This window comes from Binatus sp. (SeqCode) (assembly GCF_049584895.1).
GTDB lineage: Bacteria > Desulfobacterota > Binatia > Binatales > Binataceae > Binatus.
In genome coordinates this window covers 1-25,455 of the sequence record NZ_JBAUYR010000116.1, presented here as the reverse complement: position 1 = coordinate 25,455, position 25,455 = coordinate 1, and the positions used below count along the sequence as shown (strand labels likewise).

Annotated in this window: 27 protein-coding genes; 16 read left to right on the top strand and 11 right to left on the bottom strand. The window is 57.3% G+C overall.

Going from position 1 to position 25,455, the window contains the following annotated elements; all coding sequences use genetic code 11:
- Positions 1 to 297: 297 nt before the first annotated feature.
- The 6 genes from WB650_RS20105 to WB650_RS20080 all read left to right on the top strand — a co-directional run bounded on the left by WB650_RS20105 (position 298) and on the right by WB650_RS20080 (position 5,441).
- A complete protein-coding gene (locus WB650_RS20105; protein WP_423961784.1) occupies positions 298 to 681 on the top strand; it encodes a single-stranded DNA-binding protein in 384 nt (127 codons plus the stop codon).
- Positions 682 to 754: 73 nt separating this feature from the next.
- On the top strand, positions 755 to 1,621 hold the full coding sequence (locus WB650_RS20100; RefSeq protein ID WP_423961783.1) for an ArdC family protein: 867 nt from the start codon (positions 755 to 757) through the stop codon (positions 1,619 to 1,621).
- A gap of 407 nt (positions 1,622 to 2,028) precedes the next feature.
- The gene (locus WB650_RS20095; RefSeq protein WP_423961781.1) at positions 2,029 to 2,388 is read left to right on the top strand and encodes a hypothetical protein; all 360 of its coding nucleotides are present in this window, start codon (positions 2,029 to 2,031) and stop codon (positions 2,386 to 2,388) included.
- Complete coding sequence (locus WB650_RS20090) at positions 2,388 to 3,671, top strand: type II toxin-antitoxin system HipA family toxin (RefSeq protein ID WP_423961779.1); 1,284 nt, start codon at positions 2,388 to 2,390, stop codon at positions 3,669 to 3,671. Before WB650_RS20095 ends, WB650_RS20090 begins: the two co-directional genes overlap by 1 nt.
- Positions 3,668 to 4,627: a hypothetical protein gene (locus WB650_RS20085; protein ID WP_423961777.1), complete on the top strand. Its 960-nt coding sequence runs from the start codon at positions 3,668 to 3,670 to the stop codon at positions 4,625 to 4,627. Before WB650_RS20090 ends, WB650_RS20085 begins: the two co-directional genes overlap by 4 nt.
- Before the next feature lie 34 nt (positions 4,628 to 4,661).
- Complete coding sequence (locus tag WB650_RS20080) at positions 4,662 to 5,441, top strand: abortive infection family protein (RefSeq protein WP_423961775.1); 780 nt, start codon at positions 4,662 to 4,664, stop codon at positions 5,439 to 5,441.
- 61 nt (positions 5,442 to 5,502) lie between these two features.
- Here the strand turns inward: WB650_RS20080 and WB650_RS20075 are convergent, their stop codons facing one another.
- Together WB650_RS20075 and WB650_RS20070 are read right to left on the bottom strand one after the other, a co-directional pair.
- Positions 5,503 to 5,718, bottom strand: coding sequence for a hypothetical protein (locus tag WB650_RS20075; RefSeq protein WP_423961773.1), 216 nt, complete (start codon positions 5,716 to 5,718; stop codon positions 5,503 to 5,505).
- A gap of 14 nt (positions 5,719 to 5,732) precedes the next feature.
- Positions 5,733 to 6,647: a hypothetical protein gene (locus tag WB650_RS20070; RefSeq protein WP_423961772.1), complete on the bottom strand. Its 915-nt coding sequence runs from the start codon at positions 6,645 to 6,647 to the stop codon at positions 5,733 to 5,735.
- Between the two features lie 304 nt (positions 6,648 to 6,951).
- Between WB650_RS20070 and WB650_RS20065 the strand changes: the two genes are divergently transcribed.
- From WB650_RS20065 to WB650_RS20055, 3 genes are read left to right on the top strand one after another with little or no spacing between them, the layout of a single operon-like run.
- Entirely contained in the window at positions 6,952 to 7,587 is a 636-nt protein-coding gene (locus WB650_RS20065; protein WP_423961770.1) for a hypothetical protein, read from the top strand.
- Positions 7,577 to 8,023: a hypothetical protein gene (locus WB650_RS20060; protein ID WP_423961768.1), complete on the top strand. Its 447-nt coding sequence runs from the start codon at positions 7,577 to 7,579 to the stop codon at positions 8,021 to 8,023. The genes WB650_RS20065 and WB650_RS20060 overlap by 11 nt, the downstream gene beginning before the upstream one ends.
- Complete coding sequence (locus tag WB650_RS20055; protein ID WP_423961766.1) at positions 8,013 to 8,843, top strand: ImmA/IrrE family metallo-endopeptidase; 831 nt, start codon at positions 8,013 to 8,015, stop codon at positions 8,841 to 8,843. Before WB650_RS20060 ends, WB650_RS20055 begins: the two co-directional genes overlap by 11 nt.
- 169 nt (positions 8,844 to 9,012) lie before the next feature.
- Here the strand turns inward: WB650_RS20055 and WB650_RS20050 are convergent, their stop codons facing one another.
- On the bottom strand, positions 9,013 to 9,993 hold the full coding sequence (locus WB650_RS20050; RefSeq protein ID WP_423961764.1) for a sigma-54 interaction domain-containing protein: 981 nt from the start codon (positions 9,991 to 9,993) through the stop codon (positions 9,013 to 9,015).
- A 140-nt stretch (positions 9,994 to 10,133) separates the two neighbouring features.
- Here WB650_RS20050 and WB650_RS20045 point away from each other — a divergent pair, with 140 nt between their 5' ends.
- On the top strand, positions 10,134 to 10,748 hold the full coding sequence (locus tag WB650_RS20045) for a CGNR zinc finger domain-containing protein (protein WP_423961762.1): 615 nt from the start codon (positions 10,134 to 10,136) through the stop codon (positions 10,746 to 10,748).
- Between the two features lie 24 nt (positions 10,749 to 10,772).
- Here the strand turns inward: WB650_RS20045 and WB650_RS20040 are convergent, their stop codons facing one another.
- Positions 10,773 to 12,035: a phospholipase D family protein gene (locus WB650_RS20040; protein ID WP_423961761.1), complete on the bottom strand. Its 1,263-nt coding sequence runs from the start codon at positions 12,033 to 12,035 to the stop codon at positions 10,773 to 10,775.
- Between the two features lie 500 nt (positions 12,036 to 12,535).
- On the opposite strand from WB650_RS20040, the gene WB650_RS20035 reads away from it, so the two are divergent.
- Positions 12,536 to 12,883 carry a helix-turn-helix transcriptional regulator gene (locus WB650_RS20035; protein ID WP_423961759.1) on the top strand — a complete coding sequence of 116 codons (348 nt, stop codon included), beginning with the start codon at positions 12,536 to 12,538 and terminating at the stop codon, positions 12,881 to 12,883.
- On the opposite strand, the gene WB650_RS20030 is transcribed toward WB650_RS20035, so the two are convergent.
- Both WB650_RS20030 and WB650_RS20025 read right to left on the bottom strand, forming a co-directional pair.
- On the bottom strand, positions 12,812 to 14,008 hold the full coding sequence (locus WB650_RS20030) for a tyrosine-type recombinase/integrase (protein WP_423961758.1): 1,197 nt from the start codon (positions 14,006 to 14,008) through the stop codon (positions 12,812 to 12,814). The two genes, WB650_RS20035 and WB650_RS20030, sit on opposite strands and share 72 nt — an antisense overlap.
- A 224-nt stretch (positions 14,009 to 14,232) precedes the next feature.
- On the bottom strand, positions 14,233 to 14,688 hold the full coding sequence (locus WB650_RS20025) for a tyrosine-type recombinase/integrase (protein WP_423961786.1): 456 nt from the start codon (positions 14,686 to 14,688) through the stop codon (positions 14,233 to 14,235).
- A gap of 109 nt (positions 14,689 to 14,797) precedes the next feature.
- On the opposite strand from WB650_RS20025, the gene WB650_RS20020 reads away from it, so the two are divergent.
- From WB650_RS20020 to WB650_RS20005, 4 genes are all read left to right on the top strand, one after another.
- The gene (locus WB650_RS20020) at positions 14,798 to 15,076 is read left to right on the top strand and encodes a DUF1646 family protein (protein WP_422305858.1); all 279 of its coding nucleotides are present in this window, start codon (positions 14,798 to 14,800) and stop codon (positions 15,074 to 15,076) included.
- Between the two features lie 183 nt (positions 15,077 to 15,259).
- The gene (locus tag WB650_RS20015; RefSeq protein ID WP_422305860.1) at positions 15,260 to 15,928 is read left to right on the top strand and encodes a TetR/AcrR family transcriptional regulator; all 669 of its coding nucleotides are present in this window, start codon (positions 15,260 to 15,262) and stop codon (positions 15,926 to 15,928) included.
- On the top strand, positions 15,925 to 16,290 hold the full coding sequence (locus WB650_RS20010; RefSeq protein ID WP_423961755.1) for an STAS/SEC14 domain-containing protein: 366 nt from the start codon (positions 15,925 to 15,927) through the stop codon (positions 16,288 to 16,290). Before WB650_RS20015 ends, WB650_RS20010 begins: the two co-directional genes overlap by 4 nt.
- Positions 16,291 to 16,327: 37 nt before the next feature.
- Complete coding sequence (locus WB650_RS20005) at positions 16,328 to 17,335, top strand: Rieske 2Fe-2S domain-containing protein (protein WP_422302218.1); 1,008 nt, start codon at positions 16,328 to 16,330, stop codon at positions 17,333 to 17,335.
- 284 nt (positions 17,336 to 17,619) lie between these two features.
- Here the strand turns inward: WB650_RS20005 and WB650_RS20000 are convergent, their stop codons facing one another.
- The 5 genes from WB650_RS20000 to WB650_RS19980 form a co-directional block, all read right to left on the bottom strand.
- Positions 17,620 to 17,835 (bottom strand): hypothetical protein, encoded by a 216-nt coding sequence (locus WB650_RS20000; protein ID WP_422302216.1) that lies wholly within the window; start codon positions 17,833 to 17,835, stop codon positions 17,620 to 17,622.
- 315 nt (positions 17,836 to 18,150) lie between these two features.
- A complete protein-coding gene (locus tag WB650_RS19995; RefSeq protein ID WP_422302215.1) occupies positions 18,151 to 19,749 on the bottom strand; it encodes a DHA2 family efflux MFS transporter permease subunit in 1,599 nt (532 codons plus the stop codon).
- A 70-nt stretch (positions 19,750 to 19,819) separates the two neighbouring features.
- On the bottom strand, positions 19,820 to 21,235 hold the full coding sequence (locus tag WB650_RS19990) for a virulence factor family protein (RefSeq protein WP_423961752.1): 1,416 nt from the start codon (positions 21,233 to 21,235) through the stop codon (positions 19,820 to 19,822).
- The gene (mprF, locus tag WB650_RS19985; protein WP_423961750.1) at positions 21,232 to 23,892 is read right to left on the bottom strand and encodes a bifunctional lysylphosphatidylglycerol flippase/synthetase MprF; all 2,661 of its coding nucleotides are present in this window, start codon (positions 23,890 to 23,892) and stop codon (positions 21,232 to 21,234) included. Before mprF ends, WB650_RS19990 begins: the two co-directional genes overlap by 4 nt.
- On the bottom strand, positions 23,855 to 24,841 hold the full coding sequence (locus WB650_RS19980; RefSeq protein WP_422305694.1) for a DUF29 family protein: 987 nt from the start codon (positions 24,839 to 24,841) through the stop codon (positions 23,855 to 23,857). The genes mprF and WB650_RS19980 overlap by 38 nt, the downstream gene beginning before the upstream one ends.
- Before the next feature lie 370 nt (positions 24,842 to 25,211).
- On the opposite strand from WB650_RS19980, the gene WB650_RS19975 reads away from it, so the two are divergent.
- Positions 25,212 to 25,455 (top strand): hypothetical protein (locus WB650_RS19975; RefSeq protein ID WP_423961748.1); only part of this gene is annotated, 244 nt, incomplete at its 3' end.

Below are 25,455 nucleotides of genomic sequence, written 5' to 3'. Positions count from 1 at the left end.
CTCCGTAAACTTCGCACCGCGGCCCCACGCCGCACCCCAACTCCGCCTGCGATCTCCGCTTCGCTGCCGCTCTCAGTGGTGGCGTTCGCTGCGCTAGCACGACGCGCCAGCCCATTCGGGCCGCTTCACTCTGGCACGTCCTGCCGCCCGCTCCACTCGCGCATCTAGAAATCTGCGCACGGCCCTCCTGTTCAGGTTGTAAGGGCCGCGCGGAAAAAAATTGGCGCGGGAATCAAACAGAACGCGTCCTGCCCGATGACGGGAAGCGGGCGCAAACGAACAAGGAGGTTCGTAGTCATGTCAGTTAACAAGGTGATCGTGATCGGCAATCTGGGAGCTAACCCCGACATTCGTGCGCTGCCGTCTGGGGAGAACGTGGCGAATTTCTCATTGGCTACCACGGAGCGGTTTACGGACCGCAATGGCGCGAAACAGGAGCGCACGGACTGGCACCGGATCGTCGCATTCGGACGGCTGGCCGATACGTGCGAGCGGTTCCTGAGCAAAGGCCGCCAGGTTTACATCGAGGGTCGGCTCACTAGCCGCCAGTACGAGGCGAAGGACGGAAGCGGCAGGCGCTACCGGACTGAAATCGTGGCGCGGCAACTCCGTCTGCTCGGAAATCGGCCGAACGGAACCGCCGCGCCGAAGGCGGAAGCGTCCGACGATATCCCGTTCTAACGGGCACTTGTCAAGAGAGAGCCGCGAAAGCGGCTCTCAATTTCCAAGCCCTCATCAATTTGGAGTTACGAAAATGGATACCTATGCCATAGTTAACGAGAAGATAATCAATCTTCTTGAAGCTGGAATCGTGCCTTGGCGCAAACCGTGGGCTTCAACCGGACTGCCACGCAATCTTGTAAGCAAGAAGCCATATCGAGGCGTCAACGTTTTCCTACTTTCGGCGTCGAAGTACGTTTCACCGTTCTGGCTTACTATTCGTCAAGCGAACGAACTCGGCGGACACGTGCGGAAAGGCGAAGAAAGCTCAATCGTCACTTTCTGGAAGGTCGAAGACCTGAAGCCTAACCAACAACTCGACGACGGAGAACCCGAAGAGAAAACGCGCCGACGATTCCTGCTCAGACTGTATCGTGTGTTCAATGTGGAACAATGCGACCTTCCCCAAGCTGTAATCGCCAAGTTGCCTAAGATCGAAACGCACCAACACGATCCGATCAATGCTGTCGAAAAGATCATCGCCGGGATGCCCAATCCGCCGGAGATTGTGCGCGCAGGTTCGAAGGCGTTTTACTCGCCAATCACGGATCGAATTACTGTTCCGCCGCGCGAGCTTTTCATCAGCGCGGAGGAGGAAAGTGCTACGACGCTCCATGAGGCATCCCATGCAGTAGGGCACCCGAAGCGCCTCAACCGTGCGTCGATCAACGATGCCGCGCCGTTCGGTTCGCCCGCGTACAGTCTCGAGGAACTTATTGCGGAATTTTCGGCAGCCTATCTTTGCGCTGAAGCCGGAATCTCAAACGTGGTCATTCGCAATCAAGCCGCCTATCTCGCAGGCTGGCTCAAGAAACTTCGAGATGATCGCAAGCTTTTGATTCACGCCGCCGCCCAGGCTCAACATGCCGCGGACTATATTCTCAACATTGGCGGCCTCTGAAAAACTCGCGGCGCCCGAGCTTACGCTCGGGCGCCGTCTTTTAGTTAAGATGAGCCAAAAAGCCTCTCTTCCTCAATCACTCCATTCTATCCAACTCGTGCTCACGGGGAACACTTCGCTTCAAAGGCCTTGAGCAACCTGCAATCATCGTGACCGATCTGAACCTGATCTCGGATCATCGAAACCCTATGGACTGCAATCTCGTGTGCGCTTAGCAGCCACTCCGCCTTTGCATTGACGCAGACCGCTTGAATGCAACGTCCATTATTCTGCTCTTTAAATCCATTTACGTCCATTATTGTGTACGTAAAGTTTTGTGTGATTTGGTGTTCCACCAAAGACTGATTGACTTAACGTCCATGATGTTATACATTAGAGACTGTAGTGGTCATTTTAATGGACGTTAAATGAAAAAGAATCGTTTAGCTTCAGGATCGCCAATACCGGTGAAACGCGCTCTCAACAAGCTTGGGCACGATATTCGTGATGCCAGACGGCGGCGGCGCATTCCCGTGGCGATACTGGCGCAGCGCGCCTCCATAAGCCGCATGACCCTCCGAAAAGTTGAGACCGGCGATCCGGGCGTCTCACTAGGGACCTATGCCACTGTGCTCTTCGTCTTGGGAATGATCGACCGTCTGGTCGATTTGGCAGACCCCAGGAACGATGCTGTCGGCCGGGAGCTTGAGGAGGAACACCTCCCTCAGCGAATCCGCTTCTCACATCGACCGCGGCCCATCAAAACAAAACAGCCGAGCCTCGAATAATGGAAAAAGAAGTTCTCGTATATGTGGACCTGCAGGGAACTCCCCACTTGGTGGGGCGTCTGTGGGGACGCATGCGCAAGGGCAGCAACAGCGCCACTTTCGAATACGACAAGAGTTGGCTCACGCAGCCGGAGCACTTCTCGCTAGAGCCAGCCCTGACACTTGGACCCGGCCCGTTTCACACGCCGTCCGAAAAACCACTATTCGGAGCCATCGGCGATTCAGCGCCTGATCGATGGGGACGGGTCCTGATGCGCCGCGCCGAGCGTCGCCGCGCGGAGAAAGAGGGAACGACGCCCCGCACCTTGAGCGAGATCGACTTCCTGCTCATGGTGGAAGACGAAGCGCGCCAAGGGGCTCTTCGTTTTGCCGAACGAGAGGGCGGGCCATTCCTGGCCGCGCACGGTCCCACGAAGATACCGCCCTTGATTGAACTCCCGCATCTCTTGTCGGCGACCGAACGCGTTCTGGCTGACGCCGAAACGGATGAGGATTTGCGCCTGCTCTTGGCTCCCGGATCTTCGCTCGGTGGCGCCCGTCCCAAGGCGTCAGTTCGGGATCGCGACGGCTCTCTGGCGATAGCCAAGTTCCCGAACAAGGGCGACGAGATCAACACGGTCCTCTGGGAGGCGGTCGCCCTGACACTCGCGGCAAAAGCCGGCATCACGGTGCCAGAGTGGAGGCTTGAAACCGTCGCCGGCAAATCCGTGCTCTTGCTGCGCCGCTTCGATCGCGCTCCTGGAACGCGGCTTCCTTTTCTTTCCGCAATGAGCATGTTGGGAGCCAACGACAACGAGACGCGGAGCTATCTCGAGTTCGTAGATGCACTCCGGCAGTACGGTGCTGCACCCAAGGAAGATATGCATGCGCTGTGGCGGCGGATCGCGCTCAGTATTCTCATCTCGAACACGGACGACCATCTGCGCAATCATGGCTTTCTCTATGCCGGTCCCACCGGCTGGCGGCTGGCACCAGCCTATGACCTTAATCCCGTACCTGTCGACATCAAGCCGCGCGTTCTGGCCACGGCAATCGACCTCGACGATGGCACCGCCTCGCTGCAATCGCTACTGGAAGTCGCTTCGTATTTCGAACTAGGTCCGGATGAAGCGCACAAAATCGCGGCGGAAGTAGGGCAGGCGGTCGCTACATGGCGAAAGGTAGCGGCGAAGCTGGGCCTCGTTGATACGGAAATCGACCGCACGGCTTCGGCCTTCGACCATGAAGACCTGAAGGCAGCCTTATCTTTTGTTGGACAAAAACACAGTCGCAGTTCAGATTGAAAATCGAGAAGACCATCGGCAACACCTCGGCAACAGATATGAGTCGAATAGAACTATCAGTCACCTTCAGCCATGCGGACGGCGCAAAGCGCGTCGAGAGCCAGGAAGTGCAGACATCGAACGCGCCGGATCGTGCAGCCGAGCAAAGGATCGCCCGCATCCTTTTCGCCGAGCTCAAAGTCATGGCGGGTCCGCAGAACGCACCAAAACACAATGCCATCGCTCAGCGATGGATGGATTTTCCGCGTCAGCCAGCAAGTTTCATCAAATACTTTGATATCCAGAATTCACAGGCTCTTTGGTTCGAATTGACGAACCTCATCATGGGTGTGGAAGGCCATCTTGCTTTGGCAAAGGCTTACAAGGCACTGGAACCTTCTCAAGAGCCGTCGTTCGATGACGACGTTGCGCTCAACGAGCTCTTCTATATCCATGGCCGGAAAATCTCGCTGCTCAACCAGGCCGTTCACGATCTCATCAAGGTGCAGGACCTCGTTAACCGATTGTTGCACGAAAGCTTGGGCGGCGACCTTGTGGATGCCACCAAACCTGATTGGGAACAAACGCAGCTTACCCGCAAAAACGTGAAGAAAGGCCTCGCATCAAAGCTATCCGCCGGCCTGCTGTCGCAGGCTGATTTTGATGAGATCGACGATGCTTTGGAAATTCCGAAACTCACGCCGAAGGGCGATATCGCTCTTGCGTACAGAAACAGGCTGGCGCATCACATCAGACCGTCCGTCGACTACGCCACATTTTATTCCGCGATTCAGTCACGCGCCGCCGCGGAGGTCAAAGACGCACAGGGGAAGCGCATCGGTTTCCAGATCGCAATCAAGGCCAGCCCACCCGTTGAATACCGCTTCGAGGATTTGCACGCTGCCTTTTCTGAATATCTCGACGCCATTGTCGCCATGCTGGACAAGCTCAGCAAGGTCGATATTTTACGCCGCTGAAACGGCCGACCGGCATGCAGGTCGATACGTGTTGATGACCAAATTGAGATTGAGCGACAGAAGGTTTCTGGAAGATGTCTTCGAGATGGGCAGCGGCTATGTGCTGAACTTCACGGACCGCACATTTGCCGAATTCTTCGAGAACGAACTGTCCGTTAATATCGACGATCCAAAATATCATCTCAAAGGTTCTTCAAAAGGCAAAAGATTACGGACCTTCTTGGAAATCGAAAGTGAAGCTGTCGTCGCCAAAGCATTGCGAGCGTTGTGGGAGTATAGGGACTCCCTTCGCGAACCTAGCGACGAGCAGAAGGAAACCGTACGACAGCAGAAGGACCGCTTTTTCGGAATTGTTCACTCAATCGAAGGCGCTATGTCCATAGCGCGCACGGACGCCATCGAGAAGTTCGCGGAAAATCAGACGCTCGAAGAGCTTATTTCCGCTATAGAACGGGACACCCAGGCGAACAAGCCCGAAGCCGCATTGGACCGGTTGCATACCTACTGTATGAAGAAGTTCGCGTTTGTCCTCGACCAGAAAGGGATCGCATTTGATAAAGATGCTCCCCTGCAGAACCGGGCCGGGAAATACATCAAGGCTCTGGAGAGCGAAGGCAGGGTTCGCGATATCTCTCTCAAGATACTGAAAAGCTCGATCAGCATCTTCGACAGTTTCAATAGTATTCGAAACAACGATTCGTTTGCCCATGACAATGAGATTGTGGACAAGGTCGAAGCGCGCTTCATCTTCGACGCTATCACGAACATATTGAGGTTTATGAAGGGCTTCGAAACGAACCGGTTCGGCCAGTAGGGCCGGGCGCCCGAAGAATTTCCGACGACCGCAGTATCGCTCTTTTGAACGAGCCGTTAAGTCAATCCTTCAGGATTTTCGAGAGTGACTCTCCACCGGCTCGCTTGCGCAGAGTGTCCAGAAGCGTGTCGCTGCGAACTCCGGGCGCAAAATCTGGCCCATACGTTTTCCGCAGGGTCTTGACGAGCGTGTCCCCGCGCTTCTGCCTGATTTCACCGTCGCCATCACGGCACCGTTGATCCAGCCCGATCTCACAGTCTTTTCCTTTTTTCGGCATGCTAAATCTCCCTCTTAATGCATCACCATGTCCTGTTGTGCAGCCGCCAACCGGGGCTTGATGAGTTTCTTAAGCGCGTCCTTCCATCCCGCGCGATGTACAATCCGCTCAAAGCCAGACCCCGGACGGTTCTTGAGCAACTCGATGCGGCTGAGCTTGCTCAGCTCTTCCCAGTTATCGAACATGACGTAGATCGCGTTTCCGTATTCCAGGTTTTCGAACACCACGAGATTGTCAGCGAACTGCGCACCGAAGTAGCGCTGAGACCCGCTTGTTCCGCTGATGTAGGCGACCGGTCCGAGCTTTTCGAGGACCCTGTACCGATCGAGCAGTTTCTCCCTCAGCTCTTTGGTGGGCTCCCGGAATTTCGCCAAAATATGCGTCAGCATTTCGCTACGCTCACCGGGGGGCAGAATCTCCCAATAGACCGAAACGGATTTGAGATACGCATTGGCGTCCGCATCGGCTGCGAAAACATCTACCGCGCCGGTATTCTCCTGGAGCAGGTTCAAATTCGAGAACAGGGAAGCCTCGAAATCAGCGGCCCTTTTGTTCAGAACCTCTTCCACGCGGAACCTGAACACGAAAACAGGACTCTCTCCCGGCTCCGTGGTCAGCAGCTCGATGGAAATCTCCAGTTCCTTGGGCGGAATGAAGTCGCGCTGATAAACGTCACGGTCCCAGGAAATTTCATGACTGCCATTGCTCCAGTCGCCCCAGTTGGGCGTCTCTGCGATAAAGGTCTTTGTGACCATCGGAAGATCCCTGCGTATAATTCCTGTCCCTGCACGTTCCGCAGTGAGCATGTTCCAAAGGTGGGTTCCGGCACGATGCGGCTGGGAAACACCGGGTGGTCGCCCTGGATCGACATTTCGAGGTGTCCGTACGTGCCGGATCCAAGCTCGGAGGCCGACACCTTCTTCACACACGACACAATGATTTCATCGCCGGGGATTTTCGAAACCCGGGCCAGGATTGCGTCCGGCACGCATCGAAAGCTTTTTTGCCAGTTAGGTCTGCTCATCTTCTTAAACCTCACAAGTCGTTATTCTAGCGGGCGTCATGCCCGCCATGGAGCCGCTCTGGACTGCTCCTACTGTATTAGTGCTCGTTTTCGACACGCCGTTGACACAGTGGTAAAAAAAGTTCGGCGGCTCTGTCGATTGCCGCCCATCAACGAGCATTTCTTCGTTATAGGAACCTGAGCGCGGTAAACTTGCCCGGGAAGCTCACATGACAACACAACCTCCGCGCCGCGTGCCCGACGACGTGGCCGCGACGCCGGCAGAGATCGCGGCTGCGATCCAGGCGCTCACGCCCGGCGATTGGGCCAGATTGAAGCTCTTCGCTGATTACCGCATCCGGAAGTTGGGTCCGAAGGCCAAAAGCATGACGGGGGACGACCTCCTCCAGACAGCCTTGGCCGATCTCCTGGGGGACGTTCGGCGCTGGAACAAAAGCAAGGTTGGATTTATGGGTCTGTTGACTGGAGCCATGCAGAGCATCTCGAACAACTGGGTACGTTCATACGAAGCAGACACACCCGTGGTGGAAGCTGATCTCCGCCGAGAGAACGATGGAGGCGAAAGTTACAGTCCGCTGGATAAAGCAGAGGAACCAGGTCCAAACCCTGAACAACGGCTGAGTGCCAAGCAAACGCTGGAGCTGATCGATAATTCATTTAAAGACGATGAAAAGGCGCAGATGGTGCTGACAGCCTGGCAGGAAGGCTACGAACCAGCAGCCGTGCGTGAGCTTTGGAGCCTGTCTCAGAACGACTACAACACGATCGTGCGCAGAATCCGCAGACGTTTAGATACTTCCGCTTTGACTGCCGACCGTGACAGAGGAGGAAGTAATGGCCAATAACAGAACCGATCAGGAAAAGTTGGACGCTCTTATCGATGCGCTCGACGATTCCATCCTTGAGGCAAGCGATGAGGATCTCCTGGAAGAGCTTAGAATGCGCGGGGTCGACCCGGACGCCGAGGCCGCGCGCCTGAAAACCATGATGCTGGGCACGGTGAAAGCTTTCCGGCAGCGCGCCTTAGAAGCCGCACGCGCGGCATACAGCAGTCAAATCAAGAAGATGGAGAAGAAGCCGTATTCGCTTCCGAAGACGCCCAAGGAGCGGCGACAACTATTCTCGTTATTTACGCAGCAGCCGCAGTTTGCAGAGTTCGTGACGGCCCAGTACCGGGACTTAGAAAACCTCACCGACAACGACATCGAAACCTATCTTGAGGATCTTGCCGAGCTGGGCATTTTAGAAAAGCTAGATCGCGACAAAACCAATGGCGAGTAATGATTATTTCCGGTCTCCAGCCCAGCTTCTCGAGCAGCTGGGCATTACCAGCCCGGATGAAATCGACATCGAGGCGATAGCCTTCCATTCTGGTGCCACGATCCGTTACCGTCCGTTGACCGGGTGCGCTGCCCGCATCGTCGGAAACGGGGACAGCGCAATAATTACCGTCGATTCAAGTGCAGGCCGCCCAAGGCAACGATTTTCTGCGGCGCACGAGCTGGGTCACTGGATGCACGACAGAGGCAAAGCCTCGTTTAGCTGCCATGAAGCGCAGTTCGCAAAGGAGTGGTCAAGGCACAACCCTGAGACGCGAGCAAACCGCTACGCTAGCGACCTTCTCCTCCCTGTCTCGCTGTTTTTGCCAAAGGCAAACATCTTCAAGACGATGGACTTCCATGTGGTCAAAAGTTTAGCTGAGACGTTCAACACCAGCCCGACGTCCACGGCGATCCGACTAGTCGAGTGCGGGCCTCTCCCAACAATGCTTATCTACTACAGCCGCCAGGGCCGCGAGTGGTTTGTTCGTGCTTCCGCCGTTGCAGAAAGACTCTGGCCGCCACAAACGCCGCGGTCAGGTATGAAGGCCTTCGACTTGCTGAAGGGCGGAATCGATGAACTGCAAGGCGACGTTCCAGCCGAAGCATGGTTCGATCACCCCGAGGCCGAAGGTCACTACATTGACGAGCATTCCATCCGGACGAGCTATGGCGATGTGTTGTCTTTTCTTTGGTGGAAGGACGAACAGATGCTGATCGATGTTGAAGAATATGAAGAAAAACAGGCCAGCCGCCGGTCAGACCGCCGCGAAGAAGAATAAAGGAATTGTAAAGCTGCCAAGCCAGTATGCCGGACGTGCCCAGCCGTTTCTTAGAGGATGCGCTTCGCCGATACCTCAAAAAACTGCAAGGGCTGCGAGACTTCCAGCTCGACAATCTGCTGGGGAGTATTCGAGCGTATACCGCACGACATGCGACGCGATCGCGCCGTCACCTCAGGCCATTCCGGCCGTTGCGGTATGGACGGCCGTTCACGCGGCCGTTCGTTTCATGTACCTCATAATTTTCAAGTCGGCTGTAAATCGTGCGGCGGTTGACGCCCAAAATCTTCGCAGCGCGGACCTTGTTGCCACCGGCGTATGTGACTGTACGGCAAATTAATTCGTCGACGACATCTTTCATCGAAGAGCCGAGGTGAACGGTAAAGGAACTGTCCGGCCGGGCGCTCGCCTCAATCTCTGAGGGCAGGTCCCTGAGTGCCAACTGAGTCGTTTCGGAGACAATTACGGCATGCTCGATTGCGTGTTTCAATTCGCGGATGTTGCCCGGCCACCAGTAGGCGGCGAGCGCGTTCAGGCAGTCATCATCGATGCTCGTGATTCGCCCGCCATGCTTTTCGTTCGTTCTTTGAATGAAATGCTCGATCAAGAAGGGCAGGTCTTCGATACGCTCTCTGAGAGGAGGAAGATGAACTGAAAAAACCTTCAGCCGGAAGTACAGGTCCTCGCGTAGCAACCCGTCTCGAAGCGCCCGGTCGATTGAACGGTTCGTCGCCGCCAGCACCCGCATGTTGACGGGTATCTCTTTCGAACCCCCGATCCGCAGCACCGTTCCCTCCTCAAGCACACGAAGCAGCTTGGCCTGCGTTTCGCATCGCATCTCCGTAATTTCGTCGAGGAGGAGTGTTCCGCCGGACGCACTCTCGAAGAGTCCCTCGTGCCGACGATCCGCGCCTGTGAACGCGCCCTTTTCGTGACCAAACAACTGGCTCTCGATCAGCGTCTCAGGAATCGCGGCACAGTTGACGGCCAGGTACGGACCGTCCTTACGCGACGAGAGCTGGTGAATGAGTTGAGCCGTGATCTCTTTTCCGGTCCCGCTCTCGCCGGTGATCAAAACAGGCACATCGCAGGAGGCGATACGTTCGATCAGGCTCATGATCCGGCGCATCGGTACAGACTGGCCAATCATGACGAACTCCCAAGCGGATGTTTCCCCGTCACCGCCTCCGCTCCGCTACCGCCTGTGGATAAATAGTCGCCCCGCCCTAACACGTCAACAATAATTGAGGTATTAGGAGACGATTCCGGCGAATGGGTAGAGCTAAGAAAATGGCCCGCGGCGAGAAATTTCAGTTTGTAGGCTATTATAACTGTCTCGACTTCGTTAACACGGAGTTCACGAAGGAAGGCGGTCGCCACTTCGATTCGCTGCGGAGTTTCGCCGACTTGATTGAATGGCTTGGCGAGTCTCGGCTTGTGAATCGAGCGCAGTTACAACGCGCTCTGAAATTGTGGGGAGGAAGCGCGGGTGCTGCGGAGCGCATTTTTTTAGACGCGCTCGCCTTGCGCAGGGCGCTCCTCGCCATGGCCGAAAAGCTCGCGACACGCCGGCCAGTGGCACGGGAATCACTTGAAGCAATCAACAAGACGATTGAAAAGCGTCCGGCCTGCGTGCTGCGCGCGCGAAGCTCGGGGCGCTTCGAGGAAATGACCCGCCTTGATTTGCACGAGCCTGAGCAGTTGATGGTGCCGATCGCGCAGTCGGCGAGCGATTTGCTCTGTCACGGAGATCTCGCGCTTGTCAAACGATGCGCCAATCCCGCTTGCGGGGCCTTTTTCTACGACACGTCCAAGAATCATACGCGCCGCTGGTGCAGCACGACTGGCTGCGGCAATCGTATGAGGGTTGCGGCGCATTATCGGAGACGCCGCGCAGTGAGCTAAAGACCTTCGGCATCACTTCGACGCTCACGCCACTGTGAGATCGAAGCCCAGCCACCGGAGACTCTTGAGCGTGCGACTGTTGCAAGTTGGAACGTCCTCGTTGTTTACCCATCCAAGCGTCTCTTGCACACAAGACTCGCCGAAGTCCTGTAAGCGATAATTTGGATCGAAAATACAATCCGCCATGCGCGCTACGTAATCGCTTTCCGATCCATGTAACAGATAGGAAAGAGTCTTCTTGATGCGATCTAAGCCATTTTCGGTTAGGAATACTTTCTTCATAGTTGGTTCGCCCCCATCGAAAAATCTGAACCTGTCGTGAAACGCGTGAACTATCAAAAGAGCATCGTACAACTCGTCCTCAGTCGCAGCGTCGATACTGCCAGGGGTTCCGAGCACCTTGCGAATCAGGGGACACCGGTCCCTCGTCACTTCATGCAGGTAATCGGGGTCGCGCTGCCAGAATCGTTCAATGGCATCTTTGACGCGCGCCTCAAGTGGGGGGCCCTGCAGAAGAGCCGCCGTTCTATAGGAATCGCCTGCGGCGAGCTCGTTGCGAATGAAGTTGAAGAGCTGGTCGATTTCTATTCGCAAAGGCAGATTCTCTTCCGGAACCAGGCGTCTGCCTAATTTCGTATAAATTTCTCGAACCGTCGCAAACGCATGGCGAAACTCTTCATAACGACGGCGATAGCTCTCTAAATATGCCCCTCTTCTACTCTCCTTCACTGGATCGCGTTCAATATTCGCAAACGCGTGGCAACCGAACTCCGCTTGCACGACCTGATCGACATCTGGGTCCGGCCGTTTCGGCACTGAACTAACCGCGCGCCGGAATCGCTCCGCTTCGGCGCGATCTAAGGCCTTGGCCTGGCTCCAGAAATCGACGAACAGTCGTGAGAGTTCATCGAATCTAGGGTCGTCAGACGGAAGGAGGATAGCCACCTCCTGATTTGATCGCATTCCCGGTGTAGTGAGATTCGCGGAACCTACCAAGCAGCACGCGCCGCCAAAGATGTAGAGCTTGGGATGAAAGGATCGGTCAGAAAAATAGCGGATCTGCACCCCCGGCATGCTGACGGAACGGACAAGTGCGTCCGGGGAGGTTCCCGATCCCAATCTGACCACCAGCTTTACCGTGCACTGTCGCGACACCAAGTCCCGTATGACCTGCGCCTCTGAGAAGAACGCCGAAGCAATCTGAACCTCACACTTCTCGCCGAACGCAGTAAAAGCGTTCTGCACAAAATCGCCGAAGTGGCTACGATTCGTATATAGGTTTTGCATCACCTCAGCTCCGTTCAGCCATTTGCCCGGCTTCTCTTGCTTGTTCTGGCCGCTATTTCACTGAGGAACTATCGAGAGTGCGGTGGCCGCGCGTCTTGGGAGCGGTTGCCTACCAGACGTAATATGACCGAGTCGCCTGCATTGGAATCATGCCACGCTGCTGCTGGAGTGCAGCCGAACGCTAAGCGGCACTCACTCTTTCGCATCGCGCTACAATTTCGATTCCGGTAAAAGACCTAAACAATCGGGGTACCACATAGACACCTCAGCACCCTGCCGTCAATGTCCTCGAGTGACATCGAACCGGCCGAGGTGTGTGTGCAGAATCTGCACATGCACACTTCGCATCGTCCGCGAGGCTCCAGGAGCGACCAGACACAGCCAGCCATCGACAGACATGGTTCGTCGATCGCGGCACCGTGTTTGCACTCCGATACCGCTTGAGGTGTGGACGGGGGGCGCGGGCGGTCCCTTCATCTCGTGGAGGAGGCATCACTCAAATGCCCGAGATTCAGAGTTCCGAGTCTGAAGAGTCCGATCGGCTTTCATCGATTCTCGCCGGCTACCTGACGCAAAAGGATTTGGCGCAAGCACTCGGGGTTTCAGAGCGAACTATCGCGCGCTGGCATCATTTTCGAGAAGGCCCGCCGCGCGTCGAATTCGGGCGAAAGGTCTTCTACCGCCTCGAATCCGTGAGCGCGTGGATCGCGTCCTGTGAACGCCCTGAACCACGGGCCGGTCGTACGAGGCGGGCCCGTCTACGCGCGGTCGATCCATCACGCGTCCCGGTCTCGACGCAGCGGAACAACGTCGGCCCGCTTGCGGGATCGGGCGGCAGCCACAATTGAAGCGAAGCGATTCGTTGCCTGACGCAACGGATCGTCGGCAAGGTGCGCATAACGCGCCGTAGTCTGGGGCTGCGTGTGCCCAAGCAGGCGTCCAACGATTGGGAGCGACATGCCGGAAGAGACCAGGTGACTGGCGTACGTGTGTCGCAGATCGTGCAACCTGACGCTCTTCAAATTCGCCTGCTTGCAGACTGCCGACCATACTTGCTTGATTTCTTGAAGCGGTTTTCCTGCGATAGCGCCAGGGAAGAGATATTCACTTTCGCCACTTCTCTCTTTCATCGAGACTACTAGCTGCAACGCAGGCGGACTCAACGGCACGTGCTCTGTACGCTTCTGCTTCGTGTAATGGCTTGGCTTCGTCCAGACGCCGAGCACTAGATCGAAGTCTTTCCAAGTGGCCGTCAGGACTTCTCCGCGACGTGCCCCGGTGAGTAGCAGCAGCCGAATCGCATTCGCCGCGGACTGATTGGGATGCTTATCGAGCGCATCACAGAGGCGCTCAATTTCCTCAGTTGAAAGCCACCGGTCTCGTTTCTCTTCCGGAAACTTGGGAATGCCCTCGCAGGGATTGTCATTCCGCCATTCCCACCTCTTCGCGACGCTCATCATTTTGCTCAAAAGCGCACGGGTACGATTCGCATGGTATGGGGTCTCTTTGAGCGATTGATGGAGCTCCTCGATATCGCGCCGCCTGAGATCGGCGACTTTGATGTTTCCGATCTTGGGTACGATAATCTTCCGGCCCATGACCTCGTAGCATCTAATGCTGTTCGGCCGCAGATAAATCTTAGCGTGGCGCTCCATGAAGTCTTCGAACAGATCGGCAACGGTAGGTGCAGCGCGTCGTTGTTCCTTATCGCCGAGAGGATCGCCGCCGCGACGTATAGAGTCCCGCAGCTGAATTGCCTCTTCACGCGCCGCAGCCGCGTTGAGTTCAGGATGGCGCCCGATCGTGTGGCGCCGCTGTCGGCCCCCGGTCCAGTATGTCAGAATGAAGGAGATTGCTCCGCTGGCGGTGAGGCGCGCGCCAAAACCGCCAACCTGATTGTCGTAGAAAATGCGGTTGCCACTCGCGGGCGGCTTTAGCGATTTGATCGTTCTTTCGGTGATTCGCAGGCCCATGACAACCACACCCGTGTCCACACCGTGTCCACAGAGATTGCTATTTCAGTGACCTTGATTGTCACCGATAATCAGCAGGTTGTCAATGAATGACTCGATTAAACCTGACTTTTATGAACAGTTAAAGGGTTCTTGTGTCCACTCCGTGTCCACGGCTCGGGGTCGCTTAGATGTTTCGTAATCAGCAGGTCGCCGGTTCGAATCCGGCGGGTGGCTCCAAAAAGTCAAACAGATTCAATAGGTTTTTCAATCTCGATACGCTGTTTGTCCGAGCGACTGCCAAATCGCTGCCAATCCGCTTCGGACTCGTCGAGTAAGTCGACGTAGTTGTGATCGACGCCCGGCAAAAGGTGGGCATAGTGATCCATCGTGGTCTTTGGGCTGGCATGCCCCAATTGCGATGCGACATAAACGAAATCTCGGCAACGCGCCAAGGGCGTGGAAGCGTAAGTGTGCCTCGCGTCGTAAAGAACGTGGCCGGCGATCCCCGTCTCCTCCATCGCGAGATCGAATCGCTTTCGCAATCGGGAATCGTCGAGCGGAGTCCCCGATGGATTCGAGAATACCAGCTCTACCCCGCCGCCTTCGCCTCGATCTACTTGAGTTCGCGTCGCGCGCTTGAGCATCCGCAGGCGCACAACGTCCCTCAGCGCCGGGCTGATATCGACACTGCGTCCCAGCCCGGTTTTTGTTGGGCCGAACGTTGCCTTGTCGCTCTGCCAGCCGGCTCTCGAGCGTTCGCACGTAACTGGTAAATTCGGGAAAGCCCAGGTCGACCGCTCGATGTAATTGCCTCAAACGGTCGGCGAAGTCCTCCGCAACTCGCTCGCGCAGCCGCTCCAGCTCACGCAACTCTTCCGTCACTCGCGCAATCTTCCTGGCGCGTTGCTCTTCTGGCTCAACACGATATCGGCGGTGGTCGACAACGCTACTCTCGCCGCAGTGGAGATCGGGCCGGCGCTCAGCCGCAATCAGCAACACTTCGCGATGCTTGGCCTGCTGATAGGCGCAGGAATGCTTATCCCCGGCAACATCCCAACATCGTCGCCGCCAGCCGGCTGGGAATAATCAGTCGCGAATGGGCCGCGCATGGGCTCCGCACCGGAATGCTACTGCTCATTTTGTGTTTCGGAGTTTTAAGTCTTCCGGGTGCTTTCTAAAACCTGGCAGCCCCATCGGCCCCTCGCAATAAAGATGAATCTATTCAGCTTTGTTGACAAGCACATCGGATCAGCTCTATAAATATAGTGAATGGATTCATCTTTAGACGAACGGCCGGTCGGACTCCGCGACCGGCAAAAGCTGGAGCGTCAGCGTCGTATCGTTAAGGCGGCGGCGAAACTGTTCGCCAGAACGGGCTACGCCGATGTCGCGATGGAAGATGTCGCCGAGCGCGCGGGCCTCGCTGTCGGCACCATCTACAACTACTACCCCTCGAAATCGGCGCTGCTGCTCGCGATCATCCGACGTGAATCAGAATCGCTGATCGCGCGCGGACGGAAGATCCTCGACGACCCGCCGCGCGACGCGGTCGCGGCCGCGTGCTCGTTCACCGAGATTTTTCTCGACGACTTCACGCGTGACGACCGGCGGCTGTGGCGGGAACTGTTCGGCGCGGCGATCGCGGATCCGTCGGTCGTTGGGCGCCGACTATTCGAAAGCGACGCGCAACTCGTATCGCAACTTGCTTCGCTGCTTCAGCACTACCGGGACTGTGGCGTTCTCGCATCCGATCTAGAACCCATTCCAGCGGCAACGGTTCTGTACGGCGTCTCTTTCACCTGGATGACCGCTTATCTGATGAATGATGCGATTAGCGCCGAGATGGTGCGCAACGAAATCCGGCGCGGTACCGCGATCGCTATGCGTGGTCTGTTTCCGCGAGCTGAGGCGATTATTACCGGAGGAGACAAACTATGATCGAGATTATCGAAGGCTTTCCCGACAATGTAGTGGGAATACAGGCCAAGGGCGTAGTGACGAGAAAGGACTACCTTGAGGTGGTGATACCGGCAATAGAAAAGGCGCTGAAGCGAAATGCAAAGCTGCGGCTCTACTATGATCTGGGTTCGGAATTCACCGGAATCGATTTCGGCGCCGAATGGGAAGACTTCAAACTCGGAATTGAACATCTCTCACGGTGGGAAAGAGTGGCCGTCGTGACCGACGTCGCCTGGATCAGGCATGCGGTGGGCGCCTTTCGCTTACTGATGCCCGGAGCGATGCGAGTCTTCCCATCCGACCAGGCGTCAGAGGCCCGGAAATGGATCGTCGCCGCTTAGGCTTTCCCCGCGCTGATGGGATCGAAAAGGAAGAACCATGACTAACAACGATTTCATCCCGAATCAGTGGTATCCGATCTTGGACAGCTTGCAATTGAAAACTCGCAAACCGGTCGGCATCGCGCGCCTCGGCGAGCGACTGGTGTTGTGGCGCGATGGCAGCGGCACTGCGGTATGCATGGCGGACCGATGTCCGCATCGCGCGGCGGAGTTGAGCCTCGGATGGGTGCGCGACGACTGCCTGGTGTGCCCATTTCACGGGCTGCGCTTCGATCACGACGGCCGATGCGTAATGATTCCCGCCAACGGCGAGGGCCAGCCCGTACCGCGCGGCTTCGATCTGAATCTGCACCAGGTTCGCGAGGCGCATGGTCTCATCTGGTACTGGTACGGTGAGTCCGCGCCCGCCGCGGAAATTCCGTGGTTCCCGGAAGCGCCGGATCCAAGTCCGCGAACCAGCTTCGTGCAGCGCGACTATCCCGTCTCATACCTGCGCGTGATGGAGAACCTCGGCGACATGCATCACGTGCCGTTCGTTCATCGAGCGACTATCCCCGGAGCAGGAACTCGCGTCGAGATGCAGGAAGCGCGGCTCGACGGCGCCGTAATTCGAATGAAGGTCTCGCTACATCACGAACGATCTGGCTTGATGCGGCCGACTTACAACTTCACTTACGCGATTCGTTTACCAACCCTCGCGACGATCGAGGTGGCCCGGGGAATACAGTTTGTCGCCAGCGCGACGCCGATCGATCGCGACCATACGTGGCTGTGGGCGCGATACGGACAGGATTATATTCCAGGATGGCTGGGCGGCAGAGTCATCGCGCGGCTGGCTGCGAAGTTCGACATGGAGTTGGTGTTCACCAGTCAGGACATGCGGATGCTCGCGAGTCAGCAGCGCAATGATCCTGAATTTTCAACCTATCGCCTGTTCGAGGCGGATCGCGCGATTGCGTTGTACTTTGGCCTGCGCAAGCAGGCTATAGACAACGCACATTCGCGGCTTAGTTCGATCAAACCTCGCACTGCTGCGGGCGAGTGACACCGTCGGCGTAGGTTCGCACCAGAATTCTCCAGGTCCTGGAATCGCTGTACGCCGGGCCGACCGTCGTATCTGGCAATGCTCCAATTCGAGTGTCAAACGACAGACAACAACTATGGCGCACAGCGATCGCTTCCTGCTGACGTGATCCGACCTGCTTCAGCAAAATGAATATTCTCACCGAATCCACAGCGCATCGTTCATCGAGAATCCGACCTTCGCGATCTTCTACCTTGATCGATATCCGCTGGACAGAATCCCCGATGCCGACGGCGTCTGAAACGCTAGCCCTTCTGACGACCCAGGAAGGCGCTGAAGCGTTGGCCGTAGAACCAAGCACCTACTACGTAGGTTATGAGCAGAACCGTGAGAACGTCGAGCATCCAGCCGACTCCGAGCCATCGCGTGAGCAGCAACAGACCAACGATTGACGCTACAACGACAAAGTCGAGTATAATTGCCGCTAGACCACCCAGTCCCATTGCAACATTTGCTTTCATCTTCGTATCCTATAGATAGGACGCGAAAGCGCTGTCAGAGTTTCAATTCGGGAGGTCGATTACTTAAGGCTCTCTGAAGGGGAGTCGCCCAAGAAGATGCTCTCAACACGAATGCTGTCGACGCGACGCCACCCGCGTAAGGAACAAACGCAACTCAAGATGGCTGAGGGGTCTCAAGTTAAAACTTAGGAGAAGCGGGCTGAACATATTGGCGATAAAATGCACAAATGTGCGGTGAGGAACCATTGAACATGCGGGCGCGCGATTCCTTGACTCGTGAAGCTTGCCCTCATGTTTTGGGTTGATTCAGTCTAATCATTCCACAAACGCTTCGCTTTCTTGTGGCACACCGGTCTTGGGCAATAAGAACAGAAAGGGCAGTACGCCAACCAGCATGACTGCCATCAGCCAGAAACAATCGTTGTAGGCCATCATCGTGGACTGATTGTTGACAATTCGGCTCAGCATCGCCAAGTCCGATCGGCGGCTGGGCGTCGACGCGACTCCATAACCGCTGAGAAGACTTCGAAACTGAGTGTCGGTCGAGCGGAATGTCGGATTGGTGCCACTGAAAGCGCCGACCAACTCCGAGCGATGAACCTGCGAGCGGCGCGCGAGCATCGTCGCCAGCATCGCATATGCGATATTGCCGGAAACCCGCCGCGACAGCGTGAACAGGCTCGACGCTCCGGTCATTTGAGAGCGTGCCACGGTGCTCAGTGAGACCGTGCTCATCGTCACCATCGAAGCGCCCATACCGATTCCAGTCATTATCAGGATCGGCATGAAGTTGGCGAAGCTGACTGTGAGTGTGAAGTGACTGAGCTGCCGGTAACCAAGGACCAAAGCAACTATGCCTATCGCGATCAGGATTCTTGGACTTACGTAATTGTAGAGGCGTCCGACCACAGGCATCGTCAGCAGCATTGCTACAGCGCGGGGCATCAGGACCATTCCGGCCTGGTACGCAGGATAGTTAAGCAAGGTCTCCGTAAATTGCGGCAGCAGGAAACTCGATCCAAAAAGCGCGAAGCCGACTACCATCCCGAGGCTCGAGCCCACGCTGAGAGGTACGTTGCGAAACAAGCGGAGGTTTATCACCGGTTCGTCGGTGTGGAGTTCCCACACCACCAGCGCCAGCAGCGCGGCGCAGGCGACAACAGAGCCTATTACGATCAGATGGTTTGAGAACCAGTCGACTTCTTCGCCGCGCTCGAGGACGACCTGCATCATAGTGAGCCCCAGGGTCAGCAGGCCGATTCCGGTCCAGTCGATGCGTGCGACGCCGCGCTTCAAGTACGAAGGGTCGTGCACGAACGTGCTGACCATCATCAGGCCCACGATGCAGAACGGCACGTTGATGTAGAAGACCCACTGCCAGCCATAGTTGTCGACCAGCCATCCTCCGATGACCGGCCCGATCGCCGGCGCGAGCACGACGCCCATGCTGTAAACGGCCATTGCCATACCCTGCTCGGAGGGCGGAAAAGTCTCTCGCGCGATTGCCTGCGAGCAAGGCATCAGGCTTCCGCCTCCGATCCCTTGCAGCACGCGATAGAAGATCATCTGAGTCAGGGTCTTCGAAGTTCCCGCCAATACCGAGCCCACGGTGAACAGGACCATCGACGCGAGGAACAGCCGCTTGCGGCCAAGCAGCGTGGTCATCCACGCCGACATCGTGATCATGATGATTTCGGCGATGCTGTAGGCGGTCGAAACCCAGGTGATAGTCAGCAGGTCCTGGCCGAAGCTGCCCATCATGTGCGGCATTGCGACGTTGACGACCGTCGCGTCCATGACCGACAGGAAGGTGCCGATCATCACGGAGGCGGCCACCAGCCACTTGCCGGCGGACGTAGGCTCGCTGTCGGCGGACGGGCCAGGCGACAGCACTCGCGCAATCGGATTTGCCACGCGGATACCTTTCTAATCGGGAGTTACCGCTTGCCGCCGACCTCTGCAAGAACGGATCAAGGCCATCTAGTCAGTCGCTTGCACTCTCTGACTTCAAGGGTACGCTCGCCCGCCTTTTGAAACCTGCAAGTATCGCATCGGCAAGTGGCCCGTAGTTGCCGTCATAATGATGAGCGCCATTCCTGCGGAACGTTTCGGCGCCGAGCTGCGCAAGCTGAGGACAGGCAGTATCTGTCTCGTCCTGCCCGTAGAAGCACTGGATCAGGTGCGGCGGAATCTTAGTTGCTTGCGGCAACACCGGAAGTGCGTCGGATCCGGGCGGTTCGCCCAGCCATCCGCGAACAGAGATTTCGAAATCCGCGGATTTTGAGAGTCCCAGCAGAGAGATCAGAACCACGTGGTCACGCAAGCTCGGCGGCAGAAGGTTGTAGGCGAACGGCATCACGTCGGCGCCGAATGAATAACCGACCAACGCTACTTTGTCGGCGTGCCATTTCGTCATAAACGTCTGGATCAGCGCGGCGACAACATCGGCGGTCTGCTGCGGCGTCTTCTTGCTCCAGAAATATCGGAGAGTGTCCAAGCCAACGACCGGCACACCTTGCTGCTGAAGGTCTTCCGCGATGGTCTTGTCGAGGTCGCGCCATCCGCCGTCACCCGAGAGAAGCACCGCCATCAGGTTCGACGGATGTCCAACCGGCAGCTCAGCGAGCGGCAACGCGGAGATATCGACAGTCGGCGCAGTATTCGTAGGAATTTTCGTGACCGCCGGCCGGGGCTTCGCAAGATACGGCTCGATCAACGATCGCAACGCGTCGCCCGTCGCCATGCTGAGCGGCATCTCATGGAGATCGATCGTCGCGCCCTCGTGACGCAGCTTCATGATGTATTCGCGATCCGTTTTGTGGACCTTCGGTGTTAATCCGACTATCCAGAAGCCGGGTAATCTTTTTGGGGCGCCGTAACGATATCCGCCTCTGCGCGCCGTCGTGGGCAGGTCGGAACAAATTGGTTGCCTGCTAGCGATTGTCTCTGCAGGATCAAGCGACACGGCACCCGCAATGGTGACCGCGGGAGCCTGGATCAGGTTCAACTCAGCAAGCGTCCCGCCTTCGCCGACTCCTGCGACGATTGGCGTCAGGTAGGTTGGAAGCCGGCGCTCCCGCTCGAGCTGGCGGGTGAGCAGTTCGGTGTCGTAAACCAGCCAGTGGCACTTCTCCTTGAGCTTACCGAGCCCCCTCAAATATTTTCTGCTATCAACCTCGGCGACCAACGCTCCGCCTTTCGCTATCGCCTGTGCGGCGGCGTCATCTGTCTTAGATAATCCTTTGCGGCCGGAAAAGTAGATCACGATCGCACGAGCTTCACCTGTCGGCTCGGCTAGTCTGGCGCTGCCGAAACGGCCGGGCTCGAATGCGTGCGCGGTCGATGCACAAAGGCAAAAGGCTGCAGCGATGAAAGCGATCGCACAACGAAACCCAGTCATATCGCAGAGGAACCTCGCCTGTATCCGCTGGCGAGCGCTGCCACGTCCGCCAGCGTGATGAACGGACCAGCTGCGCCCGATGCCGCAAGATACCGAGGTTCCCAGACCGGGCGGAACTTATTCTTGAAGCTGCGCAGACCCTGAAAATTGTAAATCGGTTTGCCATGCTCCCACAGCAGGCCGGCCAGTCGATGCCATCGTGACGAGAGCGGCGTGCGTGCTATCCCCGCCAATGGCGCCATCCCAAGGCTGAGGCGCTTGAAGCCCCGCCCTTTCAGCTCCAACGCCAACTGTGTGAACAAGCACTCCATCGTGCACGGTGGCGCACTCGGCACCTGCCGCATGAGTCCTACTGTAGCTTCGGTCTGCAGATCCGTTGTCATGAAAGTGACGAACGCGATCGGCTTACCATGTTGCGATAACAACGCTGCCGATTGAGCCTCCACGAACCTTGGCTCGAAGCCCGCCACCGAGAAACGCCGTTCGACGGTATGATGCGTGGCGAGCCATCTTTCCGAGATCTGACTCAGGACGTCTTGTTCCAGGCTTACGTGTCGTGGCGGCAGAATCTGGAATGTCAGTCCTTCGCGTTCACCGCGCTTCAACGCCTGGCGCAGCCCATAGCGCTGGGAACCTTCCAGGCTGAATTGGTCCAGATAGATGCAAGCTTCTTCGCCGACCTTCACGACCCTAAGACCCGCGTCCAGGTACAGCGGCAGGCTATCGGGACGAACTTGATAGAAGGCAGCGCGTCCACCGTGTTTGTCGGCAAGTTCGACGAAGCGCCAAACCAGTTCCGGCCATTCCTCGCAGCGTCCCACGGGATCGAAAAGTGCAACCCAGCTCCTGCCGCGCTTGGCATACATAAGGAACGAGTTCCCCGAGCTGGAGAACAGGAAGCTCTTGTCGCCCATCAATGCCAGTATCGCGGCACTGCACTCCTGGCCACGAATTATGGCCGCAGCGCGCGATAGCTCTTGTTCCGAAGGAGGCTCGACCCGGCCAGGCGCCGTCCGCAGTAACTGCCATAGCGAAATGCCGAGAGCCAGAATCGACGCGCCGAGAATCGCTCGCAGCGACCTCGATGCCTGTGCGTCGAACTCGAACTGCCACCAGATTTCCCGCCGATAGGCGATGTCACGAAAGGCGAACAGCAGGATTCCGATCGCGCACGCGATGACGATGGCAATCGCTATGAACCAGCCCAGTCTGAACGGTTGATGCATGAAAGCCGCGGGCCGAGTGAACTGGCGTCGCGTCGCGAGCAGAAGACACACCAGGAAAACGATTGCCGCGGTCTCACCGAATGCGAGTCCCTTGGTCAGACTCAATGCAACGTCGGCCAACGCGACGATCAGAGCCAGCCACCAAGCGCCGTCGAGGCGATGATATAAGCCGCGCGCGACGAACAGCAGAAGAACCCCGGCCAGAGTGGCAAGCAAGTGCGAGATCTCGACAGCCCATAGCGGCAGAACACCTTGCAGCGCCGCAAGTCGCCAATCCATCGCCGGGGTCGCGCCCGATACAACCAGAACGATGCCCATCGCGAAGGTCACGGCGCTTAGAAAAATCGGCGCGAGCAGTTCCGCTCCCAGCGAAACCCGTTCCCCTGCTTTCGAGCGAAAACGGCCCGGCACGCTCCTCAGTTCCAACCCCGCCAATGATGCGGCGGCGAGCAGCAGCGGCAGCACGAAGTACACGCCGCGATAGATCAGCAACGCAGCGACCACGTCGTTGGGAGGGACGAAGTGTCTCAGCGCGAGGAAGATGACGACGTCGAAAACTCCGAGGCCGCCCGGCACCCGGCTGATCACGCCAAGCGCGGTTGCCGCCGAAAACGCCGCCGCGAAACTGAAGAAGTCGATCTGTGCGCGCGGCAGCAGGAACCAAAATGCCGCTGCAGCCGCCGCCAAATCAATTGCGCTTGCGACGAGCTGAACGAGTGTGATCGCAAGCGAAGGCATCGCGATCGAAAGCCGCTCGATTGCCACAGGTTGCCGTCGCCATGAACGGAGCAGCAATGTGAGGAGGATCGCGAGCAACGCGGCGGCGCCGGCGCATCGAATCGACGCGATCGGAGCGGGCAACAAGTGCGCTATCGCATTCCCGGCGAGCATCAGACTTAGCGCTGCGAACGCTGCGAGGCCAATGCCAAATGCCACGTTGATGAAGAGCATAACGCGCGCGGTCTGCTCAGGGCGCACCCCGACCGCGCCATACACGCGATCGCGAACCGCATCGGCGGTCAGCGCCTTGAAGCTGATGGCGTTGCCGAGCGCGGAGCCGCAGAACGATGCGAGCAGGAGGGCGGGCGTCGATACCTGCACGCCGACGTAGCTCAACGCGCACAGATCGCGCGCGATCAGTGCCAGGTAGCTAACTACAGTCAGCAGAATGGAAATCCAGACAAGTCGATGTGGGGTCGCGCGAAGCGCCTGCGTCATTCCGTGATAGTCCAGGCCGCGTGACAAATCGCTCAGAAGAACGAGCAGTAGTGCACATGCGGCGAGCGCGGCGATAGGACCGGCGATACGCCACAGAACCTTCGCGCGACTGGTCAGCGAACGAGTGGTGTTTTGCAGTTCCTTGTCCATGGGCGGCGGCGTCTGCGTCTTTTGATCAGGAAGCGTCTCTCGCGTCAGCGAATGCGGAGTCACGCTCAGTAATAGATGCGTCGTCGACGACTTCGGCCAGCGTCCAGCGAGACGATTGCAATGACATCGATTCGCGCGCGACGACTCCCCATTCTCCCTCTCTCACTATGAATTTGTGGGCTTCGGTCATGAGTTCCGGTGCGGCGGCGAGACTCGGATTCTTAAAAAGCAGCGCGCGTACACGAGCGCGATCCGAAGCGATCCTGATCTTCAGGCTCAAGCTGCAGCGCCTCGCCTGCCACGCGATCACCTTGTCCAGGAGTCCCGCCAACGATTCGATCACGGCGCGTCGAACCGAGGTTCCCACGCTCGAGATTTCCTCCGCAATGCCGATAGGATCCAGTTCGTCAAATTGTCGGGATCGAGCCGCAGCTGCCTGCGCGCGACACCATGCATAGTGATCTTCATCGGAATCGTCAGTTTCGTCGTCGGGATTTGTTGCGACGCGAAGCTTTAGCCCGGTAATGCGGAGGCTGAGCCGCATGAGGGCAAGAGCCTCAGTTTCCGCCTCGGGTTCATCAGCGGTGACCAGCACGAGATCCGAAGTTAGTACCTCGTGCAAAGCTGCTTTCTCCCCCAGAATCAGCATCGCAGCAAAGCGAGCCCGCCTGTACAAACTCCTCCACTCAAGCTCGATCAGTCCCGCAAGCGACGGCGATCGGGAAAGGGTATCGTCAATTTTGAATCTTGCTGATTCGATTTCAGAGCGCCGCGCCGGACTGTGATACTGCGAGCCGGCGTTCCAAATCGTCAGATGAGTCAGGAGTTTCTCAACAGCTTCCCTCACTGGGTTCGCATCATTCATTCCCGCGCTTTTTTCGAGCTCGTCTCCGACGGCGTCCCAATCGATTTCCTGGATTCTACGGTCAACCAACAGAAGCTCGGTCGCCTTGCTCCAGGCGTAAAGGTCTTGCTCGCGAAGCCTTCGATTTTCTTCATCTTTGTCCAACATTCTCCTCAAACCTCCCTGAAACGATTCCGCGCGCAATCTAGATGGCATCCAGTCTGCGCGAAGGTCCGTTGCAGACGTCAAGCGATCGCCGGGCATGCTCTCGAAGCTCCTGCTCGGCGATTTCCCGCTAAACGCGACTAACGGTGAGAGCTAAATTCTCAGACGGCAGAGAAGCGTAAGAGGAAAAACGGAAGGCTCAGTTGCAGAGAGATGAGCGCGCGAGAAAGAACGTGACATCCGCCGCAGGCCCGGATTTAAGACTCTTCCGAACGACCCTCGAGGCGCGGAATCCTCTTGCAGCGAGAGCGAGCGAAGGTTCTCCTCAAACGGCATAGCCCGGCTTGGACGCCGGCTACTGCGCAAAGGGAGATTGAACACGGCGCGAGCTGCATCGCCCTTCGTCGTCGCGCTCGGCGCAATCGCGGCCGGCAATACGCAAGTGACGGCGAGCAATAACGCCAGCAGCCATATTCCGACCGCCTTCATGGGGTTAATTTTATCTCCAATTTTCGATCAGAGCGAACCTCGTGACGTATCAACGTCGCTCGCCCTGTGGCCTCCTCCATCTCCGAAGCAGCGAACGGAAACTCGCCGGCGGTGGCGCGCATTCGAGG